This is a genomic window from Shinella sumterensis (genome assembly GCF_004514425.2).
GTDB lineage: Bacteria > Pseudomonadota > Alphaproteobacteria > Rhizobiales > Rhizobiaceae > Shinella > Shinella sumterensis.
Genome location: NZ_MYFN02000002.1, coordinates 446,271 through 467,628, shown reverse-complemented (window position 1 = coordinate 467,628; position 21,358 = coordinate 446,271). Strand labels below are relative to the sequence as shown.

General features: G+C 63.3%; 18 protein-coding genes. 9 read left to right on the top strand and 9 right to left on the bottom strand.

Annotation, left to right across the window (positions count from 1 at the left end; all coding sequences use genetic code 11):
• Nucleotides 1-118 precede the first annotated feature (118 nt).
• Complete coding sequence (locus tag B5M41_RS06025) at nt 119-1,858, top strand: peptidoglycan D,D-transpeptidase FtsI family protein (RefSeq protein ID WP_134646848.1); 1,740 nt, start codon at nt 119-121, stop codon at nt 1,856-1,858.
• Nucleotides 1,859-1,882: 24 nt separating this feature from the next.
• On the opposite strand, the gene B5M41_RS06020 is transcribed toward B5M41_RS06025, so the two are convergent.
• The gene (locus B5M41_RS06020) at nt 1,883-2,767 is read right to left on the bottom strand and encodes a DMT family transporter (protein ID WP_134646846.1); all 885 of its coding nucleotides are present in this window, start codon (nt 2,765-2,767) and stop codon (nt 1,883-1,885) included.
• 333 nt (nt 2,768-3,100) lie between these two features.
• On the opposite strand from B5M41_RS06020, the gene B5M41_RS06015 reads away from it, so the two are divergent.
• The 3 genes from B5M41_RS06015 to B5M41_RS06005 are packed head-to-tail and all read left to right on the top strand — an operon-like array spanning nt 3,101 to nt 6,283.
• Complete coding sequence (locus tag B5M41_RS06015) at nt 3,101-4,495, top strand: circularly permuted type 2 ATP-grasp protein (protein WP_202402138.1); 1,395 nt, start codon at nt 3,101-3,103, stop codon at nt 4,493-4,495.
• Between the two features lie 4 nt (nt 4,496-4,499).
• Nucleotides 4,500-5,441, top strand: coding sequence for an alpha-E domain-containing protein (locus B5M41_RS06010; RefSeq protein WP_134646842.1), 942 nt, complete (start codon nt 4,500-4,502; stop codon nt 5,439-5,441).
• Nucleotides 5,442-5,461: 20 nt separating this feature from the next.
• Nucleotides 5,462-6,283 (top strand): transglutaminase family protein, encoded by an 822-nt coding sequence (locus tag B5M41_RS06005; RefSeq protein ID WP_134646840.1) that lies wholly within the window; start codon nt 5,462-5,464, stop codon nt 6,281-6,283.
• A gap of 38 nt (nt 6,284-6,321) precedes the next feature.
• Here B5M41_RS06005 and B5M41_RS06000 read toward each other — a convergent pair whose 3' ends face one another.
• The 7 genes from B5M41_RS06000 to chvE form a co-directional block, all read right to left on the bottom strand.
• Entirely contained in the window at nt 6,322-7,020 is a 699-nt protein-coding gene (locus B5M41_RS06000) for a hypothetical protein (RefSeq protein WP_134646838.1), read from the bottom strand.
• 201 nt (nt 7,021-7,221) lie between these two features.
• A complete protein-coding gene (gene araD, locus B5M41_RS05995; protein WP_134646836.1) occupies nt 7,222-8,961 on the bottom strand; it encodes an L-arabinonate dehydratase in 1,740 nt (579 codons plus the stop codon).
• 48 nt (nt 8,962-9,009) lie between these two features.
• On the bottom strand, nt 9,010-10,443 hold the full coding sequence (locus B5M41_RS05990) for an aldehyde dehydrogenase family protein (protein WP_134646834.1): 1,434 nt from the start codon (nt 10,441-10,443) through the stop codon (nt 9,010-9,012).
• Between the two features lie 24 nt (nt 10,444-10,467).
• Nucleotides 10,468-11,463: an AraD1 family protein gene (gene araD1 / locus B5M41_RS05985; protein WP_134646832.1), complete on the bottom strand. Its 996-nt coding sequence runs from the start codon at nt 11,461-11,463 to the stop codon at nt 10,468-10,470.
• A 129-nt stretch (nt 11,464-11,592) separates the two neighbouring features.
• Complete coding sequence (gene mmsB, locus B5M41_RS05980; protein WP_134646830.1) at nt 11,593-12,801, bottom strand: multiple monosaccharide ABC transporter permease; 1,209 nt, start codon at nt 12,799-12,801, stop codon at nt 11,593-11,595.
• Complete coding sequence (mmsA, locus tag B5M41_RS05975; RefSeq protein ID WP_134646828.1) at nt 12,801-14,336, bottom strand: multiple monosaccharide ABC transporter ATP-binding protein; 1,536 nt, start codon at nt 14,334-14,336, stop codon at nt 12,801-12,803. Before mmsA ends, mmsB begins: the two co-directional genes overlap by 1 nt.
• Nucleotides 14,337-14,454: 118 nt before the next feature.
• Nucleotides 14,455-15,528, bottom strand: coding sequence for a multiple monosaccharide ABC transporter substrate-binding protein (gene chvE, locus B5M41_RS05970; protein WP_134646826.1), 1,074 nt, complete (start codon nt 15,526-15,528; stop codon nt 14,455-14,457).
• 254 nt (nt 15,529-15,782) lie between these two features.
• On the opposite strand from chvE, the gene B5M41_RS05965 reads away from it, so the two are divergent.
• Together B5M41_RS05965 and B5M41_RS05960 are read left to right on the top strand one after the other, a co-directional pair.
• Nucleotides 15,783-16,790, top strand: a complete 1,008-nt coding sequence (locus tag B5M41_RS05965; protein WP_134646824.1) for a LysR family transcriptional regulator — start codon at nt 15,783-15,785, stop codon at nt 16,788-16,790.
• A 22-nt stretch (nt 16,791-16,812) separates the two neighbouring features.
• Entirely contained in the window at nt 16,813-17,301 is a 489-nt protein-coding gene (locus B5M41_RS05960) for a hypothetical protein (RefSeq protein ID WP_134646822.1), read from the top strand.
• On the opposite strand, the gene B5M41_RS05955 is transcribed toward B5M41_RS05960, so the two are convergent.
• Nucleotides 17,298-17,528 carry a hypothetical protein gene (locus B5M41_RS05955; RefSeq protein WP_134646820.1) on the bottom strand — a complete coding sequence of 77 codons (231 nt, stop codon included), beginning with the start codon at nt 17,526-17,528 and terminating at the stop codon, nt 17,298-17,300. The genes B5M41_RS05960 and B5M41_RS05955 overlap by 4 nt on opposite strands.
• Nucleotides 17,529-17,719: 191 nt before the next feature.
• Between B5M41_RS05955 and B5M41_RS05950 the strand changes: the two genes are divergently transcribed.
• The 3 genes from B5M41_RS05950 to B5M41_RS05940 all read left to right on the top strand — a co-directional run bounded on the left by B5M41_RS05950 (nt 17,720) and on the right by B5M41_RS05940 (nt 21,340).
• Nucleotides 17,720-18,532: a TIM barrel protein gene (locus tag B5M41_RS05950; RefSeq protein WP_134646818.1), complete on the top strand. Its 813-nt coding sequence runs from the start codon at nt 17,720-17,722 to the stop codon at nt 18,530-18,532.
• A gap of 249 nt (nt 18,533-18,781) precedes the next feature.
• Nucleotides 18,782-19,711, top strand: a complete 930-nt coding sequence (locus tag B5M41_RS05945) for a sugar ABC transporter substrate-binding protein (RefSeq protein WP_134646816.1) — start codon at nt 18,782-18,784, stop codon at nt 19,709-19,711.
• Nucleotides 19,712-19,801: 90 nt separating this feature from the next.
• Nucleotides 19,802-21,340, top strand: a complete 1,539-nt coding sequence (locus B5M41_RS05940) for a sugar ABC transporter ATP-binding protein (protein WP_134646814.1) — start codon at nt 19,802-19,804, stop codon at nt 21,338-21,340.
• The last annotated feature ends 18 nt before the right edge of the window (nt 21,341-21,358 follow it).

Below are 21,358 nucleotides of genomic sequence, written 5' to 3'. Positions count from 1 at the left end.
TTTTAAATGTATATTAATGCAGTTTTAATGACATACGGCCATTTGCCCGGCCGTCGGTTGGCTTTCGGGCCGGCGGCAGGCAGGCTTGCGCTTCGTTTCATGCGCGAGTTTTGCCCGAATGATATCCTTCATCGTCAGGCTGAGGAGCCGCGCCCATTTCACCATCCGGGCCAAGGCGAACCGCGGCGTGCTGCTTTCGCGGCCTGACCCGCGCCGGCGCATCGCCTTGCTCATCGCCGGCTTCGTCATGCTTTATGCCGGCGTCGGCGCGCGCCTCGTGCAATACGGCCTGACGGACACGCTCACGGCGGGCGCCATCAATTTCAACCAGCACACCGTCGCGTCTCGCCCCGATATCCTCGATCGCCACGGGCAGCTTCTGGCGACGGATATCAACACGGTCTCGCTCTATGCCGAGCCACGCAAGGTCATCGATGCCGACGAGGTCGTCGAGAAGCTTGCCACCGTCATGCCCGACCTCGACTGGAGCGAAACGCACCGCAGGCTCAAATCGAAGTCGGCCTTCCAATGGCTGCGCCGCCAGCTCACGCCGCGCCAGCAGGCCGACATTCTCGCACTCGGTATCCCCGGCATCGGCTTTCGCCCGGAAAAACGGCGCTTTTACCCCGGGGGGCCAACCGCAGCCCATGTCGTGGGCCACGTCAACATCGACAATCTCGGCCTGGCCGGCATGGAGCGCTATATCGACCAGCAGGGCTATGCCGATCTGAGGGCCGCCGGCCTGACCAACGACACGCGCATGGAGCCCGTGCGGCTATCCATCGACCTGCGCGTCCAGCATATCGTCCGCGATGTCGTCCAGAATGCGATGACCAAGTACGAGGCGGAAGCCGCCGGCGCCGTCATCGTCGACGCCGAGACCGGCGAGGTGCTCGCGATGGCCTCCGTGCCCGATTACGATCCCAACCAGCCCTCGCGCACGCTGGCCGATGGCAGCATCGACCGGGACTACGAAAAGGGCTGGTTCAACCGGGTCAGCAACGCGACCTTCGAAATGGGTTCGACCTTCAAGGGCTTCACGCTCGCCATGGGGCTCGACGCGGGACATATCACGCTGTCCTCCGTGGTCGATGCCTCCCGCCCGATCCGCATGGGCGGCTTCACCATCCGCGATTTCAGGGGCAAGAACCGGCCTCTCACCATCCCGGAGGTGTTCCAGTATTCCTCCAATATCGGCACGGCCGCCGTCGCCGACCGGGTCGGCATCGACGGGCATCGCGAATTCCTGACCCGGCTTGGCCTGCTGTCGAAGATGGAGACCGAGATGCCGGGCGTCGCGACACCCACCCAGCCGCGGACATGGAAGAAGATCAATTCGGTCACCATCTCCTTCGGCCACGGCGTCGCCACGACGCCGCTCCAGACGGCCGTCGCGGCGGCGGCGCTCATCAATGGCGGAAACCTCATCAACCCGACCTTCCTTCCCCGGTCGAAAGACGCAGCCGCGGAGATCGCCCGCGCGGTGGTGAAGGACAAGACCAGCAACGACATGCGCTTCCTCTACCGCTGGAACGGCATGAACGGCTCCGGCCGCTCCGCACAGGTCGAGGGCTTCGACGTGGGCGGCAAGACCGGTACGGCCGACAAGGTGATCAATGGGCGATACGCCAAGGATATCAACTTCAACGCCTTTATCGCGGGTTTCCCGATGGCGAAGCCGCGCTACGTCGTGCTGACCTTCGTCGACGCGCCGAAGACCGGCGAGAACGGAGGGCGCACCGCGGCCTCGACCGCCGCACCCATCACCAAGGACATCATCGCGCGCTCGGCCGCCCTGCTCGGCGTACACCCCACGTTCGGAACGACGGACGATCCACTGCAGCTCGTCGACTACTGAGACGGCCGTGCGGCGGGCGTCGCGTCACGCAGCCTGGGCGACGTCCTTGCGGTTGGTAAGATAGACGCCGACGACCACGATGGCCGTGCCGAGGATCATCGGGACGGTCAGCTCCTCCCCGAAGACCGCGGCCGCCTGAAGGGCTGCGAGCGGCGGCACCAGATAGATCAGCGACGCTGCGCGCGAGACCTGGCCGCGGCGCAGGAGATAGAGCAGTAGCAGGATCGCACCCATCGAAATGCCCAGGACGGACCAGGCGACCAGCGCGACGAAGGCAAAGCCGAAATCGATATGCTGCGTCTCGAGCGCCAACGCGAAGGGCACGGTTACGATCAGCGCGCCGATATATTGCAGCGTGGCGATCGCCCTGATGTCGCCCGTGCGCAGATATTGCTTCTGGTAGATCGTGCCGTAGGTCACGGCCGCCATGCCGAGCATGTTGATGACGATGGCGAAGGCCGGGATCTCGGACGCGCCATGGCCGAAGAACTTCGGTACGACGGCAAGCAGCACGCCGGAAAAGCCGAGACCGAGGCCCGCCTTCTGCGCCCTACTCAGCCGCTCGCCGATGAAGAACGGTGCGGCGAGCGCCGTCATCAGCGGCTGGAGCGCGGCGATGATGGAGGAAAGCGCCGCCGGAACCCCCTGCCCGATCGCCCACCACAGCGCACCGAGATAAAAACCGTGCAGGAACGCGCCGGAGATGACGGCGTGGGCAATGGTGCGCCCGTCGCGCGGCCAGGATACGCCCGATACCAGGCACAGGCCGGCAAACAGCACGGCCGCGACGAGGTAGCGGACGCCGAGGAAGGTCAGCGGCTCGGAGACGATGGTCGCATATTTCGCGACCACCCAGCCGGTCGACCAGAGCAGAACGAAGATGGCAGGCGCCAGGCGGTCGAGCGACATGGAAGTACCGGCAGGAGAACAATCGTGCGCGAGCGATAAGGCCCGCCCGCGTGCCGGTCAAAGGAATTTCCCTGAAGCTTAGGTTCAGCAAAAAATGTCGCCGATCAGCCCTGCGGCAACTGCCGCTTTTTTGAGCAACCACTCAGCCCGGCCCCGCCGCCGCCCACGCAAGCCGGCCTCCTTCGCGGCAGCGAAGGGCCGAGCAGGACGGTTTCGCCGGCGCGCCAACCCTCACGCGAATTCTTCATCGCTAATTGAGCATGGTTCTTGCATTGCCCCCTATGTTGTACTCAAATGGGAAAAAAGGGGAACACGCCTTTGGCATTTGACGAAATGATGAATGCGGCTTCGAACCCGCGCCAGCCTTACGAACACTATCATGAATGGTACGAGGGGCAGGATCGGGCCCGCCTGATCGCCAAATCGAAGGAAGCCGAAAACCTCTTTCGAAAGACCGGCATTACCTTCGCGGTCTACGGCCACGAAGACAGCTCCGAAAAGCTCATCCCCTTCGACATCATTCCCCGCATCATTTCCGGACGCGAATGGCGCAAGCTCGCCCAGGGCATCGAACAGCGGGTCATCGCGCTCAACGCCTTTCTCGACGACATCTACCACAAGCAGGAAATCATCAAGGCCGGCCGCATTCCCCGCGAGCTGATCGAGCGCAACGAGGCCTTCCTGCCGCAGATGATCGGCTTCAAGCCGCCGGGCGGCGTCTACACCCATATCGTCGGCACCGACATCGTGCGCACGGGCGAAGACCAGTTCTACGTGCTGGAAGACAATGCCCGCACCCCTTCCGGCGTCAGCTACATGCTGGAAAACCGGGAAACCATGATGCAGATGTTCCCGGAGCTGTTCCACATCAACAAGGTGCGGCCCGTCGAGGATTATCCAAAACTCCTGCGCCAGAGCCTTGCCTCGCTCGCCCCTCCCGGCTGCTCGGGCAAGCCGCGCGTGGCTGTGCTGACGCCCGGCATCTTCAACTCCGCATACTACGAGCACGCCTTCCTCGCCGACATGATGGGCGTGGAGCTGGTGGAGGGTTCGGACCTGCGCGTCGTCGACGGCAAGGTGAAGATGCGCACGACGCGCGGCTATGAAGCCATCGACGTGCTGTACCGCCGCGTCGACGACGATTTCCTCGATCCGCTGACCTTCCGGCCGGATTCCGCCCTCGGCATTCCCGGCATCATGGACGTCTACCGCGCCGGCAACATCACGATCGCCAACGCGCCCGGCACCGGCATTTCGGATGACAAGGCGATCTATTCCTACATGCCCGAGATCGTGGAGTTCTACACGGGCCGCAAGGCCATGCTGGAGAACGTGCCGACCTGGCGCTGCTCGGAAGAGGACAGCCTGAAATACGTGCTGGAACACCTGAGCGAACTCGTCGTGAAGGAAGTGCACGGCTCCGGCGGCTACGGCATGCTGGTCGGTCCCACCGCCTCGAAGAAGGAATGCGCGGCCTTCGCCGAAAAGCTGAAGGCCCGGCCCTCCAACTATATCGCGCAGCCGACGCTGTCGCTTTCCACCGTTCCCATCATGGTCAACAAGGGCATCGCGCCGCGGCACGTCGATCTTCGACCCTATGTGCTCGTGTCCGACAAGGTGCAGATCATTCCCGGCGGGCTGACCCGCGTGGCGCTGAAAGAAGGCTCGCTGGTGGTCAACTCCAGCCAGGGCGGCGGCACGAAGGACACCTGGGTACTGGAGGACTGAGCCGATGCTGGGACGCACTGCAAACGGCCTATACTGGATGTTCCGCTATATCGAGCGGGCTGAAAACATTGCCCGCCTGATCGACGCGGGCCTGCGCATGGCGCTCACGCGCTCCGGCTCCTCCGACGAGGACTGGGACGGCGTGCTGCAAAGCGCCGGCGTGAGAGAGGATTTCGACGCCGTGCACGCCACGCTGACAAGCGCGGATGCGATCGACTTCCTGCTGCGCGACCGCGCCAATCCCTCCAGCGTGATGTCATGCATCGATTCGGCGCGCAACAATGCCCGCATGGTGCGCACCGCGCTGACCCGGGAGACATGGGAAGCGACCAACGAATGCTGGATCGAGCTCAAGCAGCTCCTGTCCAGGCGCGCGAAGCCGGCCGACATGCCCGAGATCATCGACGTCATCAAGCGCCGGACCGGCCTTATCCGCGGCGCGTTCCACGGCACCATGCTGCGCGACGACATCTACAACTTCTCGCGCATCGGCACCTTCATCGAGCGGGCGGACAACACCGCGCGCATCCTCGACGTCAAGTACTACGTGCTGCTGCCGGCCATCGCCAAGGTCGGTTCCTCGCTCGACAACAAGCAATGGGAATCCATCCTGCGCTCCGTATCGGCACACCGCTCCTACAGCTGGGTCTATGACGGCGACTACTCGCCGGCCAACATCGCGGATTTCCTGATCCTCAACGATCGCATGCCGCGCTCGCTGGCCTATAGCTACGACAAGATCGTCACCAATCTCGGATACCTCGCCAAGCTCTACGGCGAGAACCATGCCGCCCATGACACGGCGTCGTCGACCATGATGCTGCTACGCAGCCGCGCCATGGAAGACATCATGGAACAGGGCCTGCACGAATTCATCGAGGAATTCATCGTGCACAACAACCGCCTCGGGGAAGAGATCTCCGAAGGCTACCGTTTCTATCGCTAGTGGCTGGACGAGGACAAAGGATGCGACTGAAGATCAGCCACACGACCGAGTATCATTACGCCGACCCCGTGCAGTATTCGCTGCAACGGCTGCGGCTGACGCCCAGGAACCATCCGGGCCAGACGGTGCGGGATTGGAAGACAACCGTGCATGGCGCTCATCTGGAGGCCGGCTATACCGACCATTTCGGAAACCATGTCGATCTCGTGAGCACCGAGGCCGAGCAGGTGACGATCCGCATCGTCGCCGAAGGCGAGGTGGAGACGGAAGACCGGGCCGGCGTCTTCGGTCCGCATCAGGGCTTCGTGCCGCTCTGGCTCTACCTGCGCGAGACGCCGCTCACGAAACCCGGCAGGCTTGTCCGTGAACTGGCCAGGGCCTCTGCCGGCGACAGCGAGCTTTCGCGCATGCACGACCTGATGGCGAAGCTGCACGCGGCGGTGGCCTACCGGCCGGGCGAGACCGCACCGGACACGACGGCCGAACAGGCGCTGGAGAAGAAGCAGGGCGTCTGCCAGGACCATGCCCATATTTTCCTCTCCGCCGCACGCTACCTCGGCCTGCCGGCGCGCTATGTCTCGGGCTACCTGCTGATGGACGAGCCGGCGCAGACGGCGAGCCACGCCTGGGCGGAGGTGCATCTGCAGGGCCTCGGCTGGGTGGGGTTCGATGCGGCCAACAAGATCTGCCCCGACGACCGCTATGTGCGCCTGTCGACGGGCCTCGACTACAAGGACGCCGCACCCGTTTCCGGCATGGTGGTTGGGCACGCTGCCGAGACGATGAACGTTGCGATCCGCGTGGAGACGGCCGGCCAGAGCCAGTCGCAGAGCCAAAGTTGAGGCGTGGCGGCCCCGAAAAGACCGCCACGCCATTTATATCAGCGGGATGCCGTTTCCAGCAGACGACAGAGCGACACGAGGCTCGCATCGTAACCGCTGCTGTTGACGCTGCGGCAACGCTTGATGAGCTGCATGCGTTCGCCGCGCGACATCTGCGAGAACTGCCGCACGACGTCTCGATCCCGGCCGGTCGATACGCCGCCACCCGGATTGCTGGGGTTCACGCCCGTGCCCGGGTTGGTACCCGTGCCGCCGCCGATGCCGACATCGACATTCGCATCGACCAATCCGCGCCCGCCGACATTGGCGCCGACATTGGCACGCAGGCCGTTCGAACCGCCGACACGCGCATTCACGTTGGCATCGACCAGTCCGCGCGACCCGCCGACATTCGCATTCACACCCGCATTCACGCCGTTACGGCCGCCGATCGATGCGGTCGTGCGGGAATCCGCCAGTCCGTTCGAGCCGCCAACCGTTGTGTTCGAGCGTGCATTGATACCGTTGGAGCCGCCGACACTGGCATTGACGCCAACGTTTGCAAGCCCCCCGCTGCCTCCAACTTTCGCACCGACACCGGCATTCAGACCGCCGACGCTGACGCCAACGCCAACACCCAGTCCGCCGCTACGGCTTTTCTGCTGGGCGAGCGCATGAACTGGAACGGCAAGAACCGCCGCGGCCAGCAATACGCCCGTTATTCTGGGGATCGATACGCCTTGTGATCTTTCAAACATGGGGAACCTCCCTTCAGCGACCGGGCCGGAATTGGACCGATATCGTAAGTTGAAAGGAGATCCCGCCCTCGCCGGTTCCGTGCGACTGTAGAAAAAATTGACGAAGGAAAAAAAACTGTTGCCAGCGGGCCGAGGCGTCATCCGAACTGTATCGAAATGACACAGGACGGGCGCGATTCACAGAACCGCGCCCGCAGACGTTCAGTGGCTGTCCTTGCCCACCGCGTTGCCACGGCAGCCCTTGAGGAAATCAAGGTCGGCGCCGGTATCGGCGCCCTGTACGTGCTGCTGGTGCAACCAGGCATAACCCGACGTCGGCAACTCGTGGTTCGGCGTCCACTCCGCAAGGCGGCGCGCCAGCTCTTCATCGGAAATGTCGAGATGCAGGCGACGGTTCGGCACGTCGAGCTCGATCATGTCGCCGTTTCTGACCACGGCCAGCGGACCGCCGACGGCGGCTTCCGGCGAGGTGTGCAGGACGACGGTGCCGTAGGCGGTGCCGGACATGCGCGCGTCCGAGATGCGCACCATGTCGGTAATACCCTTCTTCAGCACCTTCGGCGGAAGGCCCATATTGCCGACCTCGGCCATGCCCGGATAGCCCTTGGGGCCGCAGTTCTTCATGACCATGACGCAGGTCTCGTCGATATCGAGATTGTCGTCGTTGATCTTGGCCTTGTAGTCGTCGATATCCTCGAACACCACGGCGCGGCCGCGATGCGTCAAAAGATGCGGCGAGGCTGCCGAAGGCTTCAGCACCGCACCCTTCGGCGCGAGATTGCCGCGCACGACGACGATGCCGCCCGACTGCGTCAGCGCCTTCTCTGCCGGCAGGATGACGTCCTCGTTCCAGTTGACGACGTCCTTCACCTCGTCCCAGACGGTCTCGCCGGAAACGGTGATGGCGTCCTTGTGCAGGAGGCCCGCTTCGCCGAGGCGCTTCAGCACGACCGGCAGGCCGCCGGCATAGAAGAACTCCTCCATCAGGTACTTGCCCGACGGCATGAGGTTGACGATCGTCGGCACGTCGCGGCCGCAGCGGTCCCAATCGTCCAGCGTCAGATCGATGCCGACGCGGCCGGCCATGGCCAGCAGGTGGATGACGGCATTGGTCGAGCCGCCGATCGCCGCATTGGTGCGGATGGCGTTCTCGAAGGCCTGCTTGGTCATGATATCGGAGGGCTTCAGGTCGTCCTTGACCATCTGCACGATGCGCCGGCCGGTAAGCTGCGCCATGACCTTGCGGCGGCTGTCGACACCCGGAATGGCGGCGTTGCCGGACAGAGCCATGCCGAGCGCCTCGGCCATGGAGGCCATGGTGGAGGCCGTGCCCATCGTGTTGCAGGTGCCCGACGAGCGGCTCATCGAAGCCTCGGCCTCGAGGAACTCCTCCTGCGTCATCTCGCCGGCCTTCACCATCTCGGAGAATTTCCACAGATGCGTGCCGGAGCCGACGCGCTCGCCGCGGAAGTAACCGTTCAGCATCGGCCCACCCGTGACGACGATCGAGGGCAGGTCGACGGAGGCGGCCGCCATGATCAGCGACGGCGTGGTCTTGTCGCAGCCGACCATGAGGACGCAGCCATCCATCGGCTGGCCGCGAATGGTTTCCTCGATGGCAAGCGCCGCAAGGTTGCGGTACATCATCGCCGTGGGGCGGAAGGTGTTTTCAGAGGCGGAGAAGACGGGCACTTCCATTGGGAAGCCGCCGGCCTCCCAGATGCCGGCCTTCACCTTTTCGGCAAGCTCGCGCAGATGGCCGTTGCACGGCGTCATGTCCGACCACGTGTTGAGGATGCCGATCACCGGGCGCCCGTCGAACAGGTCGTGCGGATAACCCTGGTTCTTCATCCAGCCGCGATGGTAGATCACGTCACGGCTCGTGCCGCCGTACCATTCCTGCGACCGCAGCCTGCGCGGCCATTCCGCTTTCTTCGTCATCTTTCCAGTCCTTGAAGGGACCGCCCGGAAGCCCGAACGGCCTTTGTCTCACGCCAGGGTGTAGGCGGTCTTGACGGTTGTGTAGAATTCGTTGGCGTATTTGCCCTGCTCGCGCGAGCCGAAGGACGATCCCTTGCGGCCGCCGAACGGCACATGGAAATCGACGCCCGCCGTCGGCAGGTTGACCATCACCATGCCGGCCTCGGCATTGCGCTTGAAATGCGTGGCGTGCTTGAGGCTGGTCGTCGCGATGCCCGAAGAGAGGCCGAACGGCGTGTCGTTGGCAATCGCCAGCGCCTCCTCGTAATCCTTGACGCGGATGACGGCGGCAACCGGGCCGAAGATCTCTTCGCGCGAGATGCGCATCTCGTTCGTCGCCTCGGTGAAGAGCGCCGGCGCCAGGTAGAAACCGGGCGTGTCGCGCTTCAGGAGCTCGCCGCCGAAGGCAAGCTTTGCGCCTTCCTTTTGGCCGATCTCGATATAGTCGGTGTCCTGCTTGAGCTGCGTTTCGTCCACGACCGGGCCGATATGCGTGCCGGCCTTGAGCGCATCGTCCACGACGACGCTCTTCAGCCGCTCGCCCACGGCCGCGACGAAGCGGTCATGGATGCCTTCCGTCACGATGACGCGCGAGGACGCCGTGCAGCGCTGGCCGGTCGAGAAGAAGGCCGAGTTGACGGCGGCTTCGACAGCCACGTCGAGGTCAGCATCATCGAGCACGACGAAGGGGTTCTTGCCGCCCATTTCGAGCTGGTACTTGCGGTTATGCTCGACGGAGGCGACGGCCACGCGCTTGCCGGTGCCCGTAGACCCGGTGAAGGTGATGGCGTTGACGTCCGGGCTGTCGAGCATGGTCTGGCCGACAACCGAGCCCTTGCCCATGACAAGGTTCAAGACGCCCTTCGGCAGCCCGGCGCGCACCAGGATATCGACGATGGCCCAGGAGCAGCCCGGCACCAGTTCGGCCGGCTTGAAGACGACAGTGTTGCCATAGCAGAGCGCGGGCGCGATCTTCCAGGCGGGAATGGCAATGGGGAAATTCCAGGGCGTGATGATGCCGACGACACCGACAGGCTCGCGGGTGATCTCGACACCGATATTCGGACGCACCGACGGCAGCACCTCGCCGGCAAGGCGCAGACATTCACCGGCGAAGAAATCGAAGATCTGGCCGGCGCGCACCGTTTCACCGATACCTTCCGCCAGCGTCTTGCCCTCCTCGCGCGACAGGAGACGGCCAAGCTCCTCCTTTCGGGCAAGGATCTCGTCGGCGGCCTTGCGCAGGATGGCGTGGCGCTCGAGAATGCCCGAGCGCGACCAGGCCGGAAACGCCGCCTTGGCCGCCGCGATGGCCGACTTGGTGTCCTCGGCGGAGGCTCGGGCATAGGTGCCGACGACGTCGCCGGTATTCGACGGGTTGATGTTCTCGACCCCGTCCGCGCCGACCCATTCGCCGGCAATCAGGTTCTGGTGGATCGTCATGGTCTCAGCCTCCAGTCCGCAGCCTCAGAGCTGGCGGATTTCGATCTCTTCTTCCTTGGCGATGTCAAGCGGATTGCGCAGCGGCAGGCCGAACCCGTCAGCGCCGATCTCGAACACATCGCCTTCCTGCGTGCGGATGCCATCGCCGAAGGATAGCGTCGCCGTGCCGAACATATGGACATGGATATCGCCCGGCGCGCGGAACAGGCCGTATTTGAAGTGGTGGTATTCGAGATTGGCGAAGGTGTGGGACATGTTCGCCTCACCGGAAACGAAGGGCTTTTCCCACAGGACCTTGCCGTCGCGGACGATGCGCGAGAAACCCCTGATGTCATCGGGCGCGGCGCCGACGCGGATTTCCGGGCCGAAGCTCGCCTGACGCAGCTTCGAATGCGCGAGATAGAGATAGTTGATGCGCTCCGTCACATGATCGGAGAATTCGTTCGACACGGCAAAGCCGATGCGGAACGGCGAGCCATCGGCAGCGATGACGTAGATGCCGGCCATTTCTGGTTCTTCGCCGCCATCGAGCGCGAAGGACGGCGAAGTGAGCGCGGCACCGGGCGCGACGGCCTGCGTGCCGTTGCCCTTGTAGAACCATTCCGGCTGGACGCCCTTCTCGCCGGGCTTCGGCTTGCCGTTCTCAAGCCCCATGCGGAACATCTTCATCGAATCCGTCAGCGTTTCCTCGGCGGCTTCCGACGTCTTTTTGTGCATGGAATCGCGCGTGGCGGCCGAACCGAGATGGGTGAGGCCCGTGCCCGTGAGATGCAGATGCGCGGCGTCCGGATGGGTGATCGGCGGCAGCAGGCGGCCCGCGGCATAGGCGGCTTCGAGATCGACTTCGTCGCCGAGGCCCTTGCCGTCGATGACGGCCTTCAGGGACGTGCCCGCATTGGCGGCTTCCATGGCGAGCGCATAGACGCTTTCAGCACCCTTGACCGCGCGGCCCTTGCCGCCCTCTTCACGCGCCACGACAGTGATCGAACCGTCAGCGTTGGATACCTGCGAAATCAGCATTTCCGTTTCCTTCCTCAAGCCGGCATCAGCCAAGGCTTCGCACCTGCGGCGGACACACGCCGCCGCACTGGCCGCAGGCGCGGCCGGTCAAACATGCTTGCAACCCGTGTGGCCTGGCCGGTTCCCCGGTCAGCCCTTGTTCTTGTTGTAGACGTCGAAGAACACGGCGGCGAGCAGCACCAGGCCCTTGATGAGCTGCTGGTAGTCGATGCCGATGCCCATGATCGACATGCCGTTGTTCATGACGCCCATGATGAACGCGCCGATGACCGCGCCCGTGATCTTGCCCACGCCGCCCGACGCCGAGGCGCCGCCGATGAAGCAGGCCGCGATGACGTCGAGCTCGAAGCCGACGCCGGCCTTGGGCGTGGCCGAATTCAGGCGGGCCGCGATGATCATGCCGGCAAGGGCTGCAAGCGCGCCCATATTGACGAAGGTGTAGAAGGTCAGCCGCTCGGTGTTGATGCCCGAAAGCTTCGCCGCCTTCTCGTTGCCGCCCATCGCATAGACGCGACGGCCGATCGTCGTGCGCGTGGTCACGAAGGTGTAGAAGGCGATCAGCACGCCCATGACGACGAGAACGTTCGGCAGGCCGCGATAGGTCGCGAGCTGGAAGCCAAGGAAGATCGCCACGGCGCCGATGATGAGCATCTGCACGGCGAAGAAAGCGAAGGGCTCGTTTTCGGTCTCATGCAGCGCATTGAGGCGACGCTCGCGCAGGCCGGCATAGATGGCGTAGGCCACGAGCAGCACGACCATGACAAGCGCGAAGTAGTTCTTGATCAGGCTCGTCGCGGGATCGGTAAAGGACAGGAAATCCGGCACGAAACCCGTCGAGAGGATCTGGAAGTCCTTCGGGAACGGACCGACCGGGCGACCGCCGAGCACGACATAGGTCATGCCGCGGAAGACCAGCATGCCGGCGAGCGTCACGATGAAGGACGGGATCTTCTGGTAGGCGACCCAGTAGCCCTGTGCGGCCCCCATGACGGCGCCGACCAGGATGCAGAGCGGCACCACGACGATGGCCGGAAGCCCCCATTTCACCAGCATGATCGCCGAGATCGCGCCGATGAAGGCGACGATGGAGCCGACCGACAGGTCGATATGCCCCGCCACGATGATCAGCAGCATGCCCAGCGCCATGATGACGATGAACGAGTTCTGCAGGACGAGGTTGGTGATGTTGACCGGACGGAAGAGAACGCCGTTGGTGATGACCTGGAAGAAGATCATGATGACGACGAGCGCGACCAGCAGGCCATACTCGCGGATGTTCTTCCTGAGATAATCCCCCACCGAAGGCTGGGTCGTCTTTGTCGCTGTATCGGTGGCCATTAGTGTTTCTCCCCGGAGCGCATGATGGCGCGCATGATGGATTCCTGGCTTGCTTCCGCCTTGGAAAGCTCGGCCACGATGCGTCCTTCGTTCATGACATAGATGCGATCGCAGGTCCCGAGCAGTTCCGGCATCTCCGACGAGATCATCAGGATGCCCTTGCCCTCGGCGGCAAGCTGGTTGATGATGGTATAGATTTCGAACTTGGCGCCGACATCGATGCCGCGCGTGGGTTCATCGAGGATCAGCACCTCGGGATTGGTGAACAGCCATTTCGACAGAACCACCTTCTGCTGGTTGCCGCCCGAAAGATTGACCGTTTCCTGATAGATCGAATGCGAGCGGATGCGCAGCTTCTGGCGATAGCCGGAGGCGACCTTCGCTTCCTCGTGGTTGTCGATGACAGTGCCCTTGGACACACCGCCGAGATTGGCGAGCGTCGTGTTGTGCATGATGTTGTCGATCAGCACGAGGCCGAGATGCTTGCGGTCCTCAGTCACATAGGCGAGGCCGGCGTCGATGGCCTTGGGGATCGTGCTGACATCGACCGGCTTGCCGCGCATGGTGACTTCACCGGTGATCTTGTGGCCCCAGCTGCGGCCGAACAGGCTCATCGCCGTTTCCGTCCGCCCTGCCCCCATGAGGCCGGCAATGCCGACGACTTCGCCGGCGCGCACGGTGAAGTTCACATCGTGCAGGAATTGCCGGTCGCGGTGATGCTGGTGGAAGACGTTCCAGTTCTTCACCTCCAGCAGCGTCTCGCCGACCTTGGGCTCGCGCGGCGGGTAGCGGTCTTCCATCTCGCGGCCGACCATGCCCTTGATGATGCGGTCCTCGGAGATGTCCTCGTTATGACAGTCGAGAGTCTCGACCGTGCCACCGTCGCGCAGGATGGTGATCTGGTCGGCGACCTTCTTGATCTCGTTCAGCTTGTGCGAAATGATGATCGAGGTCATGCCCTGGGCGCGGAACTCCACGAGCAGCTTCAGGAGCGCATCGGAGTCCTTCTCGTTGAGCGAGGCCGTCGGCTCGTCGAGAATGAGCAGGCGCACCTTCTTGGAGAGCGCCTTGGCGATCTCGACGAGCTGCTGCTTGCCCACGCCGATATCGGTGATCAGCGTGCCGGGCGATTCCTTGAGGCCGACCTTGTCCAGCAGTTCCTGTGTGCGGCGGAACGCCTTCTTCCAGTCGATGATGCCGTTGGTCGCGACCTCGTTGCCGAGGAAGATGTTTTCGGCAATCGAGAGCAGCGGCACGAGCGCCAGCTCCTGGTGAATGATGATGATGCCCAGATGCTCGCTGTCGGAGATCGTGGAGAAACGGCGGACTTCGCCGTCGAAATGGATTTCACCCTCGTAGGAGCCGGCCGGATAGACCCCGCTCAACACTTTCATCAGGGTGGATTTGCCGGCGCCGTTTTCGCCGACAAGGGCGTGGATCTCGCCTTCGCGGACCTTCAGGTTGACGTTGTCGAGCGCTTTCACGCCCGGGAACGTCTTCGTGATGCCACGCATTTCGAGAAGGGTCTTGCTCATATAAAGTTTCCAGCGGTCATCCCCACCGGGCGGCGGGGGAACCGAGCCTATTCGCTCTGCGATCCGGAGAAAAGAGGGTCCGCACGCGACGCGCGAACCCCCGGGAACAAAAGAACGATCAGTTCTTGATCTGGTCTTCCGTGTAGTAGTGCGAGTCCGTGACGAGGATCTTCTCGGCATTGGACTTGTCCACGGCAACCGGCTTCAGCAGGTAGGACGGAACGACCTTGACGCCATTGTCGTAGGTCTTGGTGTCGTTCACTTCCGGCTCCTTGCCTTCCATGATCGCGTTGACCATGCCGACGGTGACCTTGGCGAGTTCGCGCGTGTCCTTGAAGACCGTCGAATACTGTTCGTCGGCGAGGATCGACTTGACGGACGGCAGTTCGGCGTCCTGACCGGTGACGATGGCCATCGGCTGGTCGCCCGAGCCGTAGCCGACGCCCTTCAGGGCCGAGATGATGCCGATGGAAAGGCCGTCATAGGGCGACAGAACGCCATCGACGCGGCCATCGGTATAGGTCGAGGACAGCAGGTTTTCCATGCGGGCCTGAGCGACCGCGCCATCCCAACGCAGCGTGCCGACGGTTTCCATGCCAGTCTGGCCGGACTTGATGACGATGTCACCCTTGTCGATCAGCGGCTGGAGAACCGACATCGCGCCGTCATAGAAGAAGAAGGCGTTGTTGTCATCAGGCGAACCACCGAAGAGCTCGACGTTCCACGGCTTGGTGTCCGGGAACTTCGCCTTGAGGCCGTCGACGAGGCTGGTGGCCTGGAGCACGCCGACCTGGAAGTTGTCGAAGGTGGCGTAGTAGCTGACATTGCCCGAGTCGCGGATGAGGCGGTCATAGGCGATGACCTTTACGCCGGCATCGGCAGCCTTCTGGAGAATGTCGGACAGCGTCGTGCCGTCGATGGCGCCGATGACCAGAACCTTGGCACCCTTGGTGACCATGTTCTCGATCTGGGCCAGCTGGTTCGGGATATCGTCGTCAGCAAACTGCAGGTCCGGGGTATAGCCGGCTTCCTTGAACAGCTTTTCCATCGTCTCGCCGTCGGAAATCCAGCGGGTGGACGTCTTGGTGGGCATGGAGATGCCGACCATGCCCTTATCCTGGGCAAAGGACGGCGCCACGAACGACGCGACGCTCATGGCAGCGGCGGCGAGCAGCGAAGTGATCATTTTCATTGAAAGGTCTCTCCCTTTTGCGCACTGGCCCGAACTTCCAGCCAGGCATTGTTCTGTGCGCGATAGGCCGCATTCAGACGGCGGTCCAGACTGGCGGATACTTCGTCCAGCCGTTCCCCTCCCCAGAGCCCAGCGCACATTCCGCAAAAAATCCACGGAATTGCCATAACTGTCAAATGCAATAAGCTTCTAAAGAGATATCAAAATTGATATATAAAAGCCGATATATATTATTTTTAGGAAAAGCGATCGCAATGCGTTCCGATGACACAAGAGACGATCCAGGCTTCATCGACGAGGGCGCCGATGCCCTGCAGAATGTCGGCCTGCTGCGCAGCGGCCTCAAGCTCAACCACCTGCGCATGATCCTCGCCATCGAGGAGCACAAGCAGGTCAGCGCCGCCGCCGACGTTCTCAACATCTCGCAACCTGCCGCCTCCCGCATGCTGACGGACATGGAGACCATTCTCAAGGCACAGCTTTGTGAACGCGCGGCGCGGGGCGTCACGCTCACCGCCGCTGGCCGGGCGCTCGCGCGGCGCGCCCGCGCCATCCTGCTGGAACTGCGCGAGGTCGACCGCGAGCTTTCGGCGCTGAAATCCGGCACCGGCGGCTCGGTCTTTCTGGGCTCGGTGACGGCGCCGGCCATCAGCCTGGCCGTGCCCGCCATCAAGCAGGTCAGCGCCGCCTATCCCGGCATCGAAGTGAATGTGCGCGTTGAAACGAGCAACGTTCTCGCCCGCGAATTGCTTGACGCGAAACAGGATTTCATCATCGCCCGTGTGCCCGACGACCTCAATCCGCGTCTGTTCGACGTCACCGAGATCGGCATCGAGAAGGCCTGCCTCATCGTGCGCAAGGGGCATCCGCTGACGGAAAAGCCGGTCGTCCAGTTGACCGACCTGCCGCATTACGACTGGGTCTTCCAGTCCGCCGGCACGCTTTTGCGCCGGCGCATCGAGGAGCTGTTCATCGCCGCCGGCGTGCCGTTGCCGTCCACCGTCGTCAACACCTCGTCGATCCTGCTCACGACCGCCATCGTGCACGGCTCGAACGCGATTGCCCCCGTCGCGCGCGACATGGCGACCTTCATCGCCGATGTCGGCGCGCAGGCCGGCGAAATCCGCATTCTCAACACGGATTTCGAGATTGACATCAAGCCTTACAGCCTTATCTCGGTCAAAGGGCGGGCGCTGCCACCCAGCGCCAAACTGCTCTACGATCTGATCTGGCAGCGCAGCCAGACGCTCTCGCCGGAATGAGCAAGGACACACGATGCTCGGCATGACGGTTTTCGAATCGGTACTGGAAAGGCTGAAGGCCGAGGCGCTTCAGGCCGAGCCGGAAGACGACGCCGAGCCGATTACGCCGGTTCCGACGATCCGCGGCCTGACCAGCGGCTTTACCGGTCCCGGCGGCAACGACGCCTTCGTTTCCGGCTCGCAGGCGGCGGCCGCCTATCTCGATCTCTACGAGGAGACGACTCCGCCGGAGCCCGTCGAGCCCGCACCGTCTCCCCCGCCCCCGGCGCCACCGCCGCATCTGTTGCGCACCACGCCCGAGGAGGTGGCCGACGATCTGGCGCTGGATGGAACGGAAAACGTCGATGATCTCGTCGGGCTGCGCCGGCGCTTCGCACGCGAGAACCATCCCGACCAGGCCCCGCCGGACATGCGCGCCAACGCCACCCTGCGCATGAAGATCGCCAACATGCTGATCGACGAAACGATCCGGCGGATCAACGTGGAAAAGAGCCTCGGCCTATCGCGCTAGCCCTTTGTTTCGCCAGTCTCTTCCGCCGATTTTTCGGCGGCGGCGGACGGCTTGAAGAAGAGGATCAGGTTGGCGAAAACATAGGCGGTCACGACGAGGAAAATCGTGCCCCAGGTCTGCTCGTTGTTGTAGAATTCCACGGCCGTCCATGCGGCGCACACCGCGACCAGCAGCAGCCGCCGCCACAGCGGACGGTAGAACGGGTGGTCGGTGTCGATGATTTTCATGAACGTCTCCTCGGGCCTCTCGCGCCTACATAGGCGGTTTTCCAGCATTAGGAAACCGGCTTTGCGTTCGCCTGCGCCCCAGAGGCAGCATCGCAACAATCGACTTTGACGCGCCCTCCTGAACTGCCGATCATCGTGCGTGCATGCGAGACCGCCGCTCGGCGGTGCCACGGACCGGAGGAAAACCATTCATGCCGCAGCTGACCTTTGCCCTCAACCACATGGCCGCTCCAACCCTGCCGCTCGAAAGCTTTTTCGCCCTGGCGGCCGACCTCGGGATCGCGGCGATCGAAATCCGCAACGACCTGCCAGGCAACGCCATTCTCGACGGCACGACGCCCGCCGACGTGAAGGCAGCGGCGCGGCGTCACGGCCTCACCATCGTCTCCATCAACGCCCTGCAACGCTTCAACGAATGGTCGCCCGACCGTGAGGCCGAAGCGCGCGCCCTCATCGACTACGCCGCAGCCTGCGGCGCCCGGGCGCTGGTGCTCGTGCCGACGAACGACGGCACCGGACAAGCCGACGGCGAACGACAGACCCGTCTGCGCGCGGCCCTGACAGCGCTCAAACCGCTGCTGGATGAGGCCGGCATCATCGGGCTCGTCGAACCGCTCGGTTTCGAAACCTGCTCGCTTCGCTCGAAGCGCGAAGCGGCAGAAGCGATCCGATCCATTGGCGGTGCCGGCACGTTCCGCCTCGTGCACGACACGTTCCATCATCACCTTGCCGGTGAGCCCGCGCTCTTTGCGGACCTAACGGGCCTCGTCCACATCTCGGGCGTCGAGGACAGCGGCATTTCCATCGGCGATATGCGTGACGGCCACCGGGTGCTGGTCGGCCCCGGCGACAGGCTGGGCAATATCGAGCAGATCAAGGCGCTGGTTGCCGCCGGCTATGCTGGACCGCTGTCCTTCGAACCCTTCGCCTCCGCCGTCCATGACCTGTCCGACCCGAAGGCCGCCATCGCCCGGAGCATGGCTTTCCTTCGCGAAACCGTCTGAGCGCACGAAGCGGACCACACGTCCCGCCGCTGCTTATCCCTGCCCCTCGTGTCGAACCCGGACTGCAATGGAACAGACTTGACGCCATGCGCACAAAATGGAATAAACATTCCGAAGTTTGAAATTTGCGGTTTGTTTATTCTGTTTTGATCCTTGCATCCCGGGAGGAGCAAAGGTCATGGGCCCGCAAGGGCCGACCATCCGGATATGTCTGTGGTGCGCCGGACACCACCTTGAGGAGGATACGACATGAAAAAATTCATCCTTGGCTCGGCGCTTGCCGTCATGATGTCCACCGCCGCCCATGCCGAGACGATCGGCGTGACGATGGCGCAGTTCGACGACAACTTCCTGACCGTTCTGCGCAACGGCATGTCCGATTACGCCAAGACGATGGACGGCGTGCAGCTGCAGATCGAGGACGCACAGAACGACGTCGCCAAGCAGCAGAGCCAGATCCAGAACTTCATCGCCTCCGGCGTCGACGCCATCATCGTGACCGCGGTCGACACCGATGCGACCGCCGCCATGTCGAAGGCCGCGGCCGATGCGGGCATTCCGCTCGTCTACGTCAACCGCGAGCCGGTCAATGTCGACCAGCTGCCCGAAAAGCAGGCGTTCGTCGCTTCGGAAGAAACCGTCGCCGGCACGCTGGAAACGCAGGAAGTCTGCCGCCTGCTCAACGGCAAGGGCAAGGCCGTCGTGATGATGGGCGAGCTTTCCAACCAGGGCGCGCGCATGCGCACCAAGGCCGTCCATGACGTTCTCGCCACCGACGCATGCAAGGGCATCGAGATCGTCGAGGAGCAGACCGCCAACTGGCAGCGCACGCAGGGCCAGGACCTCGTCACCAACTGGCTGGCTGCCGGCGTCGAATTCGACGCCGTGATCGCCAACAACGACGAGATGGCGATCGGCGCGGTCCAGGCGCTCAAGGCCGCCGGCCGCTCGATGGACAGCGTCGTCATCGCAGGCGTCGACGCCACCCAGGACGCGCTCGCCGCAATGGCAGCCGGCGATCTCGACGTCACCGTCTTCCAGGACGCGGCCGGCCAGGGCAAGGGCGCGCTCGACGCGGCGATCAAGCTTGCCAAGGGCGAGAAGGTCGAGGCGAAGGTCTACATCCCCTTCCAGCTCGTGACCCCCGCCAACATCGCCGACTACCAGCAGAAGAACTGATCGAACAGGGCATCGAAAGCCCATGACAAGGAGGGCCGCGCCTTCGCGCGCGGTCCTCCGGTTTCAGGTCGATCCGGGAGGGAGAGGACGATGGTCAGTCCGACCACCATGGCCGCGGTTCGCGCAAGCGGCGCCATTCCGAATGCCGAATACCTGCTGTCCGCAGAGGGCATCCGCAAGGAATTTCCGGGTGTCGTCGCGCTTGACGACGTGGAATTCAAGCTCAAGCGTGGCTCGGTGCATGCGCTGATGGGCGAAAACGGCGCGGGCAAGTCCACGCTGATGAAGATCCTTGCCGGCATCTACACGCCCGACCAGGGCGAGGTGCTGCTGAAGGGCCAGAAGATCCGCCTGCAATCACCGCTCGACGCCTTGGAAAACGGCATCGCCATGATCCATCAGGAGCTGAACCTGATGCCCTTCATGACGGTCGCGGAAAACATCTGGATCCGCCGCGAGCCGAAGAACCGCTTCGGCTTCGTCGACCACGGCGAGATGAACCGCAAGACGGCCGCGCTGTTCAAGCGTCTCAACATTACCATGGACCCGGAAACGCAGGTGCGCGACCTCTCCGTCGCCAACCGCCAGATGGTGGAGATAGCCAAGGCCGTCTCCTATGAAAGCGATGTCCTCATCATGGACGAGCCGACCTCCGCGCTAACCGAGCGCGAGGTGGCCCACCTCTTCACGATCATCCGCGACCTGCGTTCGCAGGGCATCGGCATCGTCTACATCACCCACAAGATGAACGAGCTGTTCGAGATCGCCGACGAGTTCTCGGTGTTCCGCGACGGCAAGTATATCGGCACGCACGCCTCCAGCGACGTGACCCGCGACGACATCATCCGCATGATGGTGGGCCGCGAGATCACGCAGATGTTCCCCAAGGAAGACGTGCCGATCGGCGATGTCGTCCTGTCGGTGAAGGACTTGAGCCTCAAGGGTGTTTTCCACGACGTGTCCTTCGATGTGCGCGCAGGCGAAATCCTCGGTATCGCCGGCCTCGTGGGTTCGGGCCGCTCGAATGTCGCCGAGGCGATCTTCGGTGTGGTGCCGGCCACGTCGGGCACGATCTCGATCCATGGCAAAGAAGTCGACATCGACAGCCCGAACACGGCGATCAGGCACCGCATGGCGTTCCTGACCGAAGACCGCAAGGAGACCGGCTGCCTGCTGATCCTCGACATCCTCGAGAACATGCAGATCGCCGTTCTCCAGGACCGGTTCGTCAAGGGCGGCTTCGTTTCCGAGGGAGAGCTGGCCAAAGTCTGCGAGGAGATGAGCCGCAAGCTGCGCGTCAAGACGCCGAACCTGTCGGAGCGTATCGAGAACCTGTCGGGCGGCAACCAGCAGAAGGTGCTGATCGGCCGCTGGCTTCTGACCAATCCGCGCATTCTCATCCTCGACGAGCCGACGCGCGGCATCGACGTCGGCGCCAAGGCCGAAATCCACCGTTTCGTGACCGAGCTCGCGCGCGATGGCGTGGCCGTGATCATGATCTCGTCGGAAATGCCCGAGGTTCTCGGCATGAGCGACCGCGTCATGGTCATGCATGAGGGCCGCGTCACCGGCTTCCTCGACCGCGCCGAGGCGACGCAGATCAAGGTCATGGAACTGGCAGCCCAGTAAATTCAGGCCCAACGGCCA

Bases quoted from the DNA above. Each gene is read 5' to 3' on its own strand.
- B5M41_RS05965 (WP_134646824.1), top strand. From the start codon at position 15,783: ATGCGTTCCGATGACACAAGAGACGATCCAGGCTTCATCGACGAGGGC.
- araD (WP_134646836.1), bottom strand. From the start codon at position 8,961: ATGACGAAGAAAGCGGAATGGCCGCGCAGGCTGCGGTCGCAGGAATGG.
- mmsB (WP_134646830.1), bottom strand. From the start codon at position 12,801: ATGGCCACCGATACAGCGACAAAGACGACCCAGCCTTCGGTGGGGGAT.
- B5M41_RS05945 (WP_134646816.1), top strand. From the start codon at position 18,782: ATGAAAAAATTCATCCTTGGCTCGGCGCTTGCCGTCATGATGTCCACC.
- B5M41_RS06015 (WP_202402138.1), top strand. From the start codon at position 3,101: ATGATGAATGCGGCTTCGAACCCGCGCCAGCCTTACGAACACTATCAT.
- B5M41_RS05990 (WP_134646834.1), bottom strand. From the start codon at position 10,443: ATGACGATCCACCAGAACCTGATTGCCGGCGAATGGGTCGGCGCGGAC.
- B5M41_RS06010 (WP_134646842.1), top strand. From the start codon at position 4,500: ATGCTGGGACGCACTGCAAACGGCCTATACTGGATGTTCCGCTATATC.
- B5M41_RS06000 (WP_134646838.1), bottom strand. From the start codon at position 7,020: ATGTTTGAAAGATCACAAGGCGTATCGATCCCCAGAATAACGGGCGTA.
- araD1 (WP_134646832.1), bottom strand. From the start codon at position 11,463: ATGCTGATTTCGCAGGTATCCAACGCTGACGGTTCGATCACTGTCGTG.
- chvE (WP_134646826.1), bottom strand. From the start codon at position 15,528: ATGAAAATGATCACTTCGCTGCTCGCCGCCGCTGCCATGAGCGTCGCG.
- B5M41_RS05950 (WP_134646818.1), top strand. From the start codon at position 17,720: ATGCCGCAGCTGACCTTTGCCCTCAACCACATGGCCGCTCCAACCCTG.
- B5M41_RS06005 (WP_134646840.1), top strand. From the start codon at position 5,462: ATGCGACTGAAGATCAGCCACACGACCGAGTATCATTACGCCGACCCC.
- B5M41_RS06025 (WP_134646848.1), top strand. From the start codon at position 119: ATGATATCCTTCATCGTCAGGCTGAGGAGCCGCGCCCATTTCACCATC.
- B5M41_RS06020 (WP_134646846.1), bottom strand. From the start codon at position 2,767: ATGTCGCTCGACCGCCTGGCGCCTGCCATCTTCGTTCTGCTCTGGTCG.
- B5M41_RS05955 (WP_134646820.1), bottom strand. From the start codon at position 17,528: ATGAAAATCATCGACACCGACCACCCGTTCTACCGTCCGCTGTGGCGG.
- B5M41_RS05960 (WP_134646822.1), top strand. From the start codon at position 16,813: ATGACGGTTTTCGAATCGGTACTGGAAAGGCTGAAGGCCGAGGCGCTT.
- B5M41_RS05940 (WP_134646814.1), top strand. From the start codon at position 19,802: ATGGTCAGTCCGACCACCATGGCCGCGGTTCGCGCAAGCGGCGCCATT.
- mmsA (WP_134646828.1), bottom strand. From the start codon at position 14,336: ATGAGCAAGACCCTTCTCGAAATGCGTGGCATCACGAAGACGTTCCCG.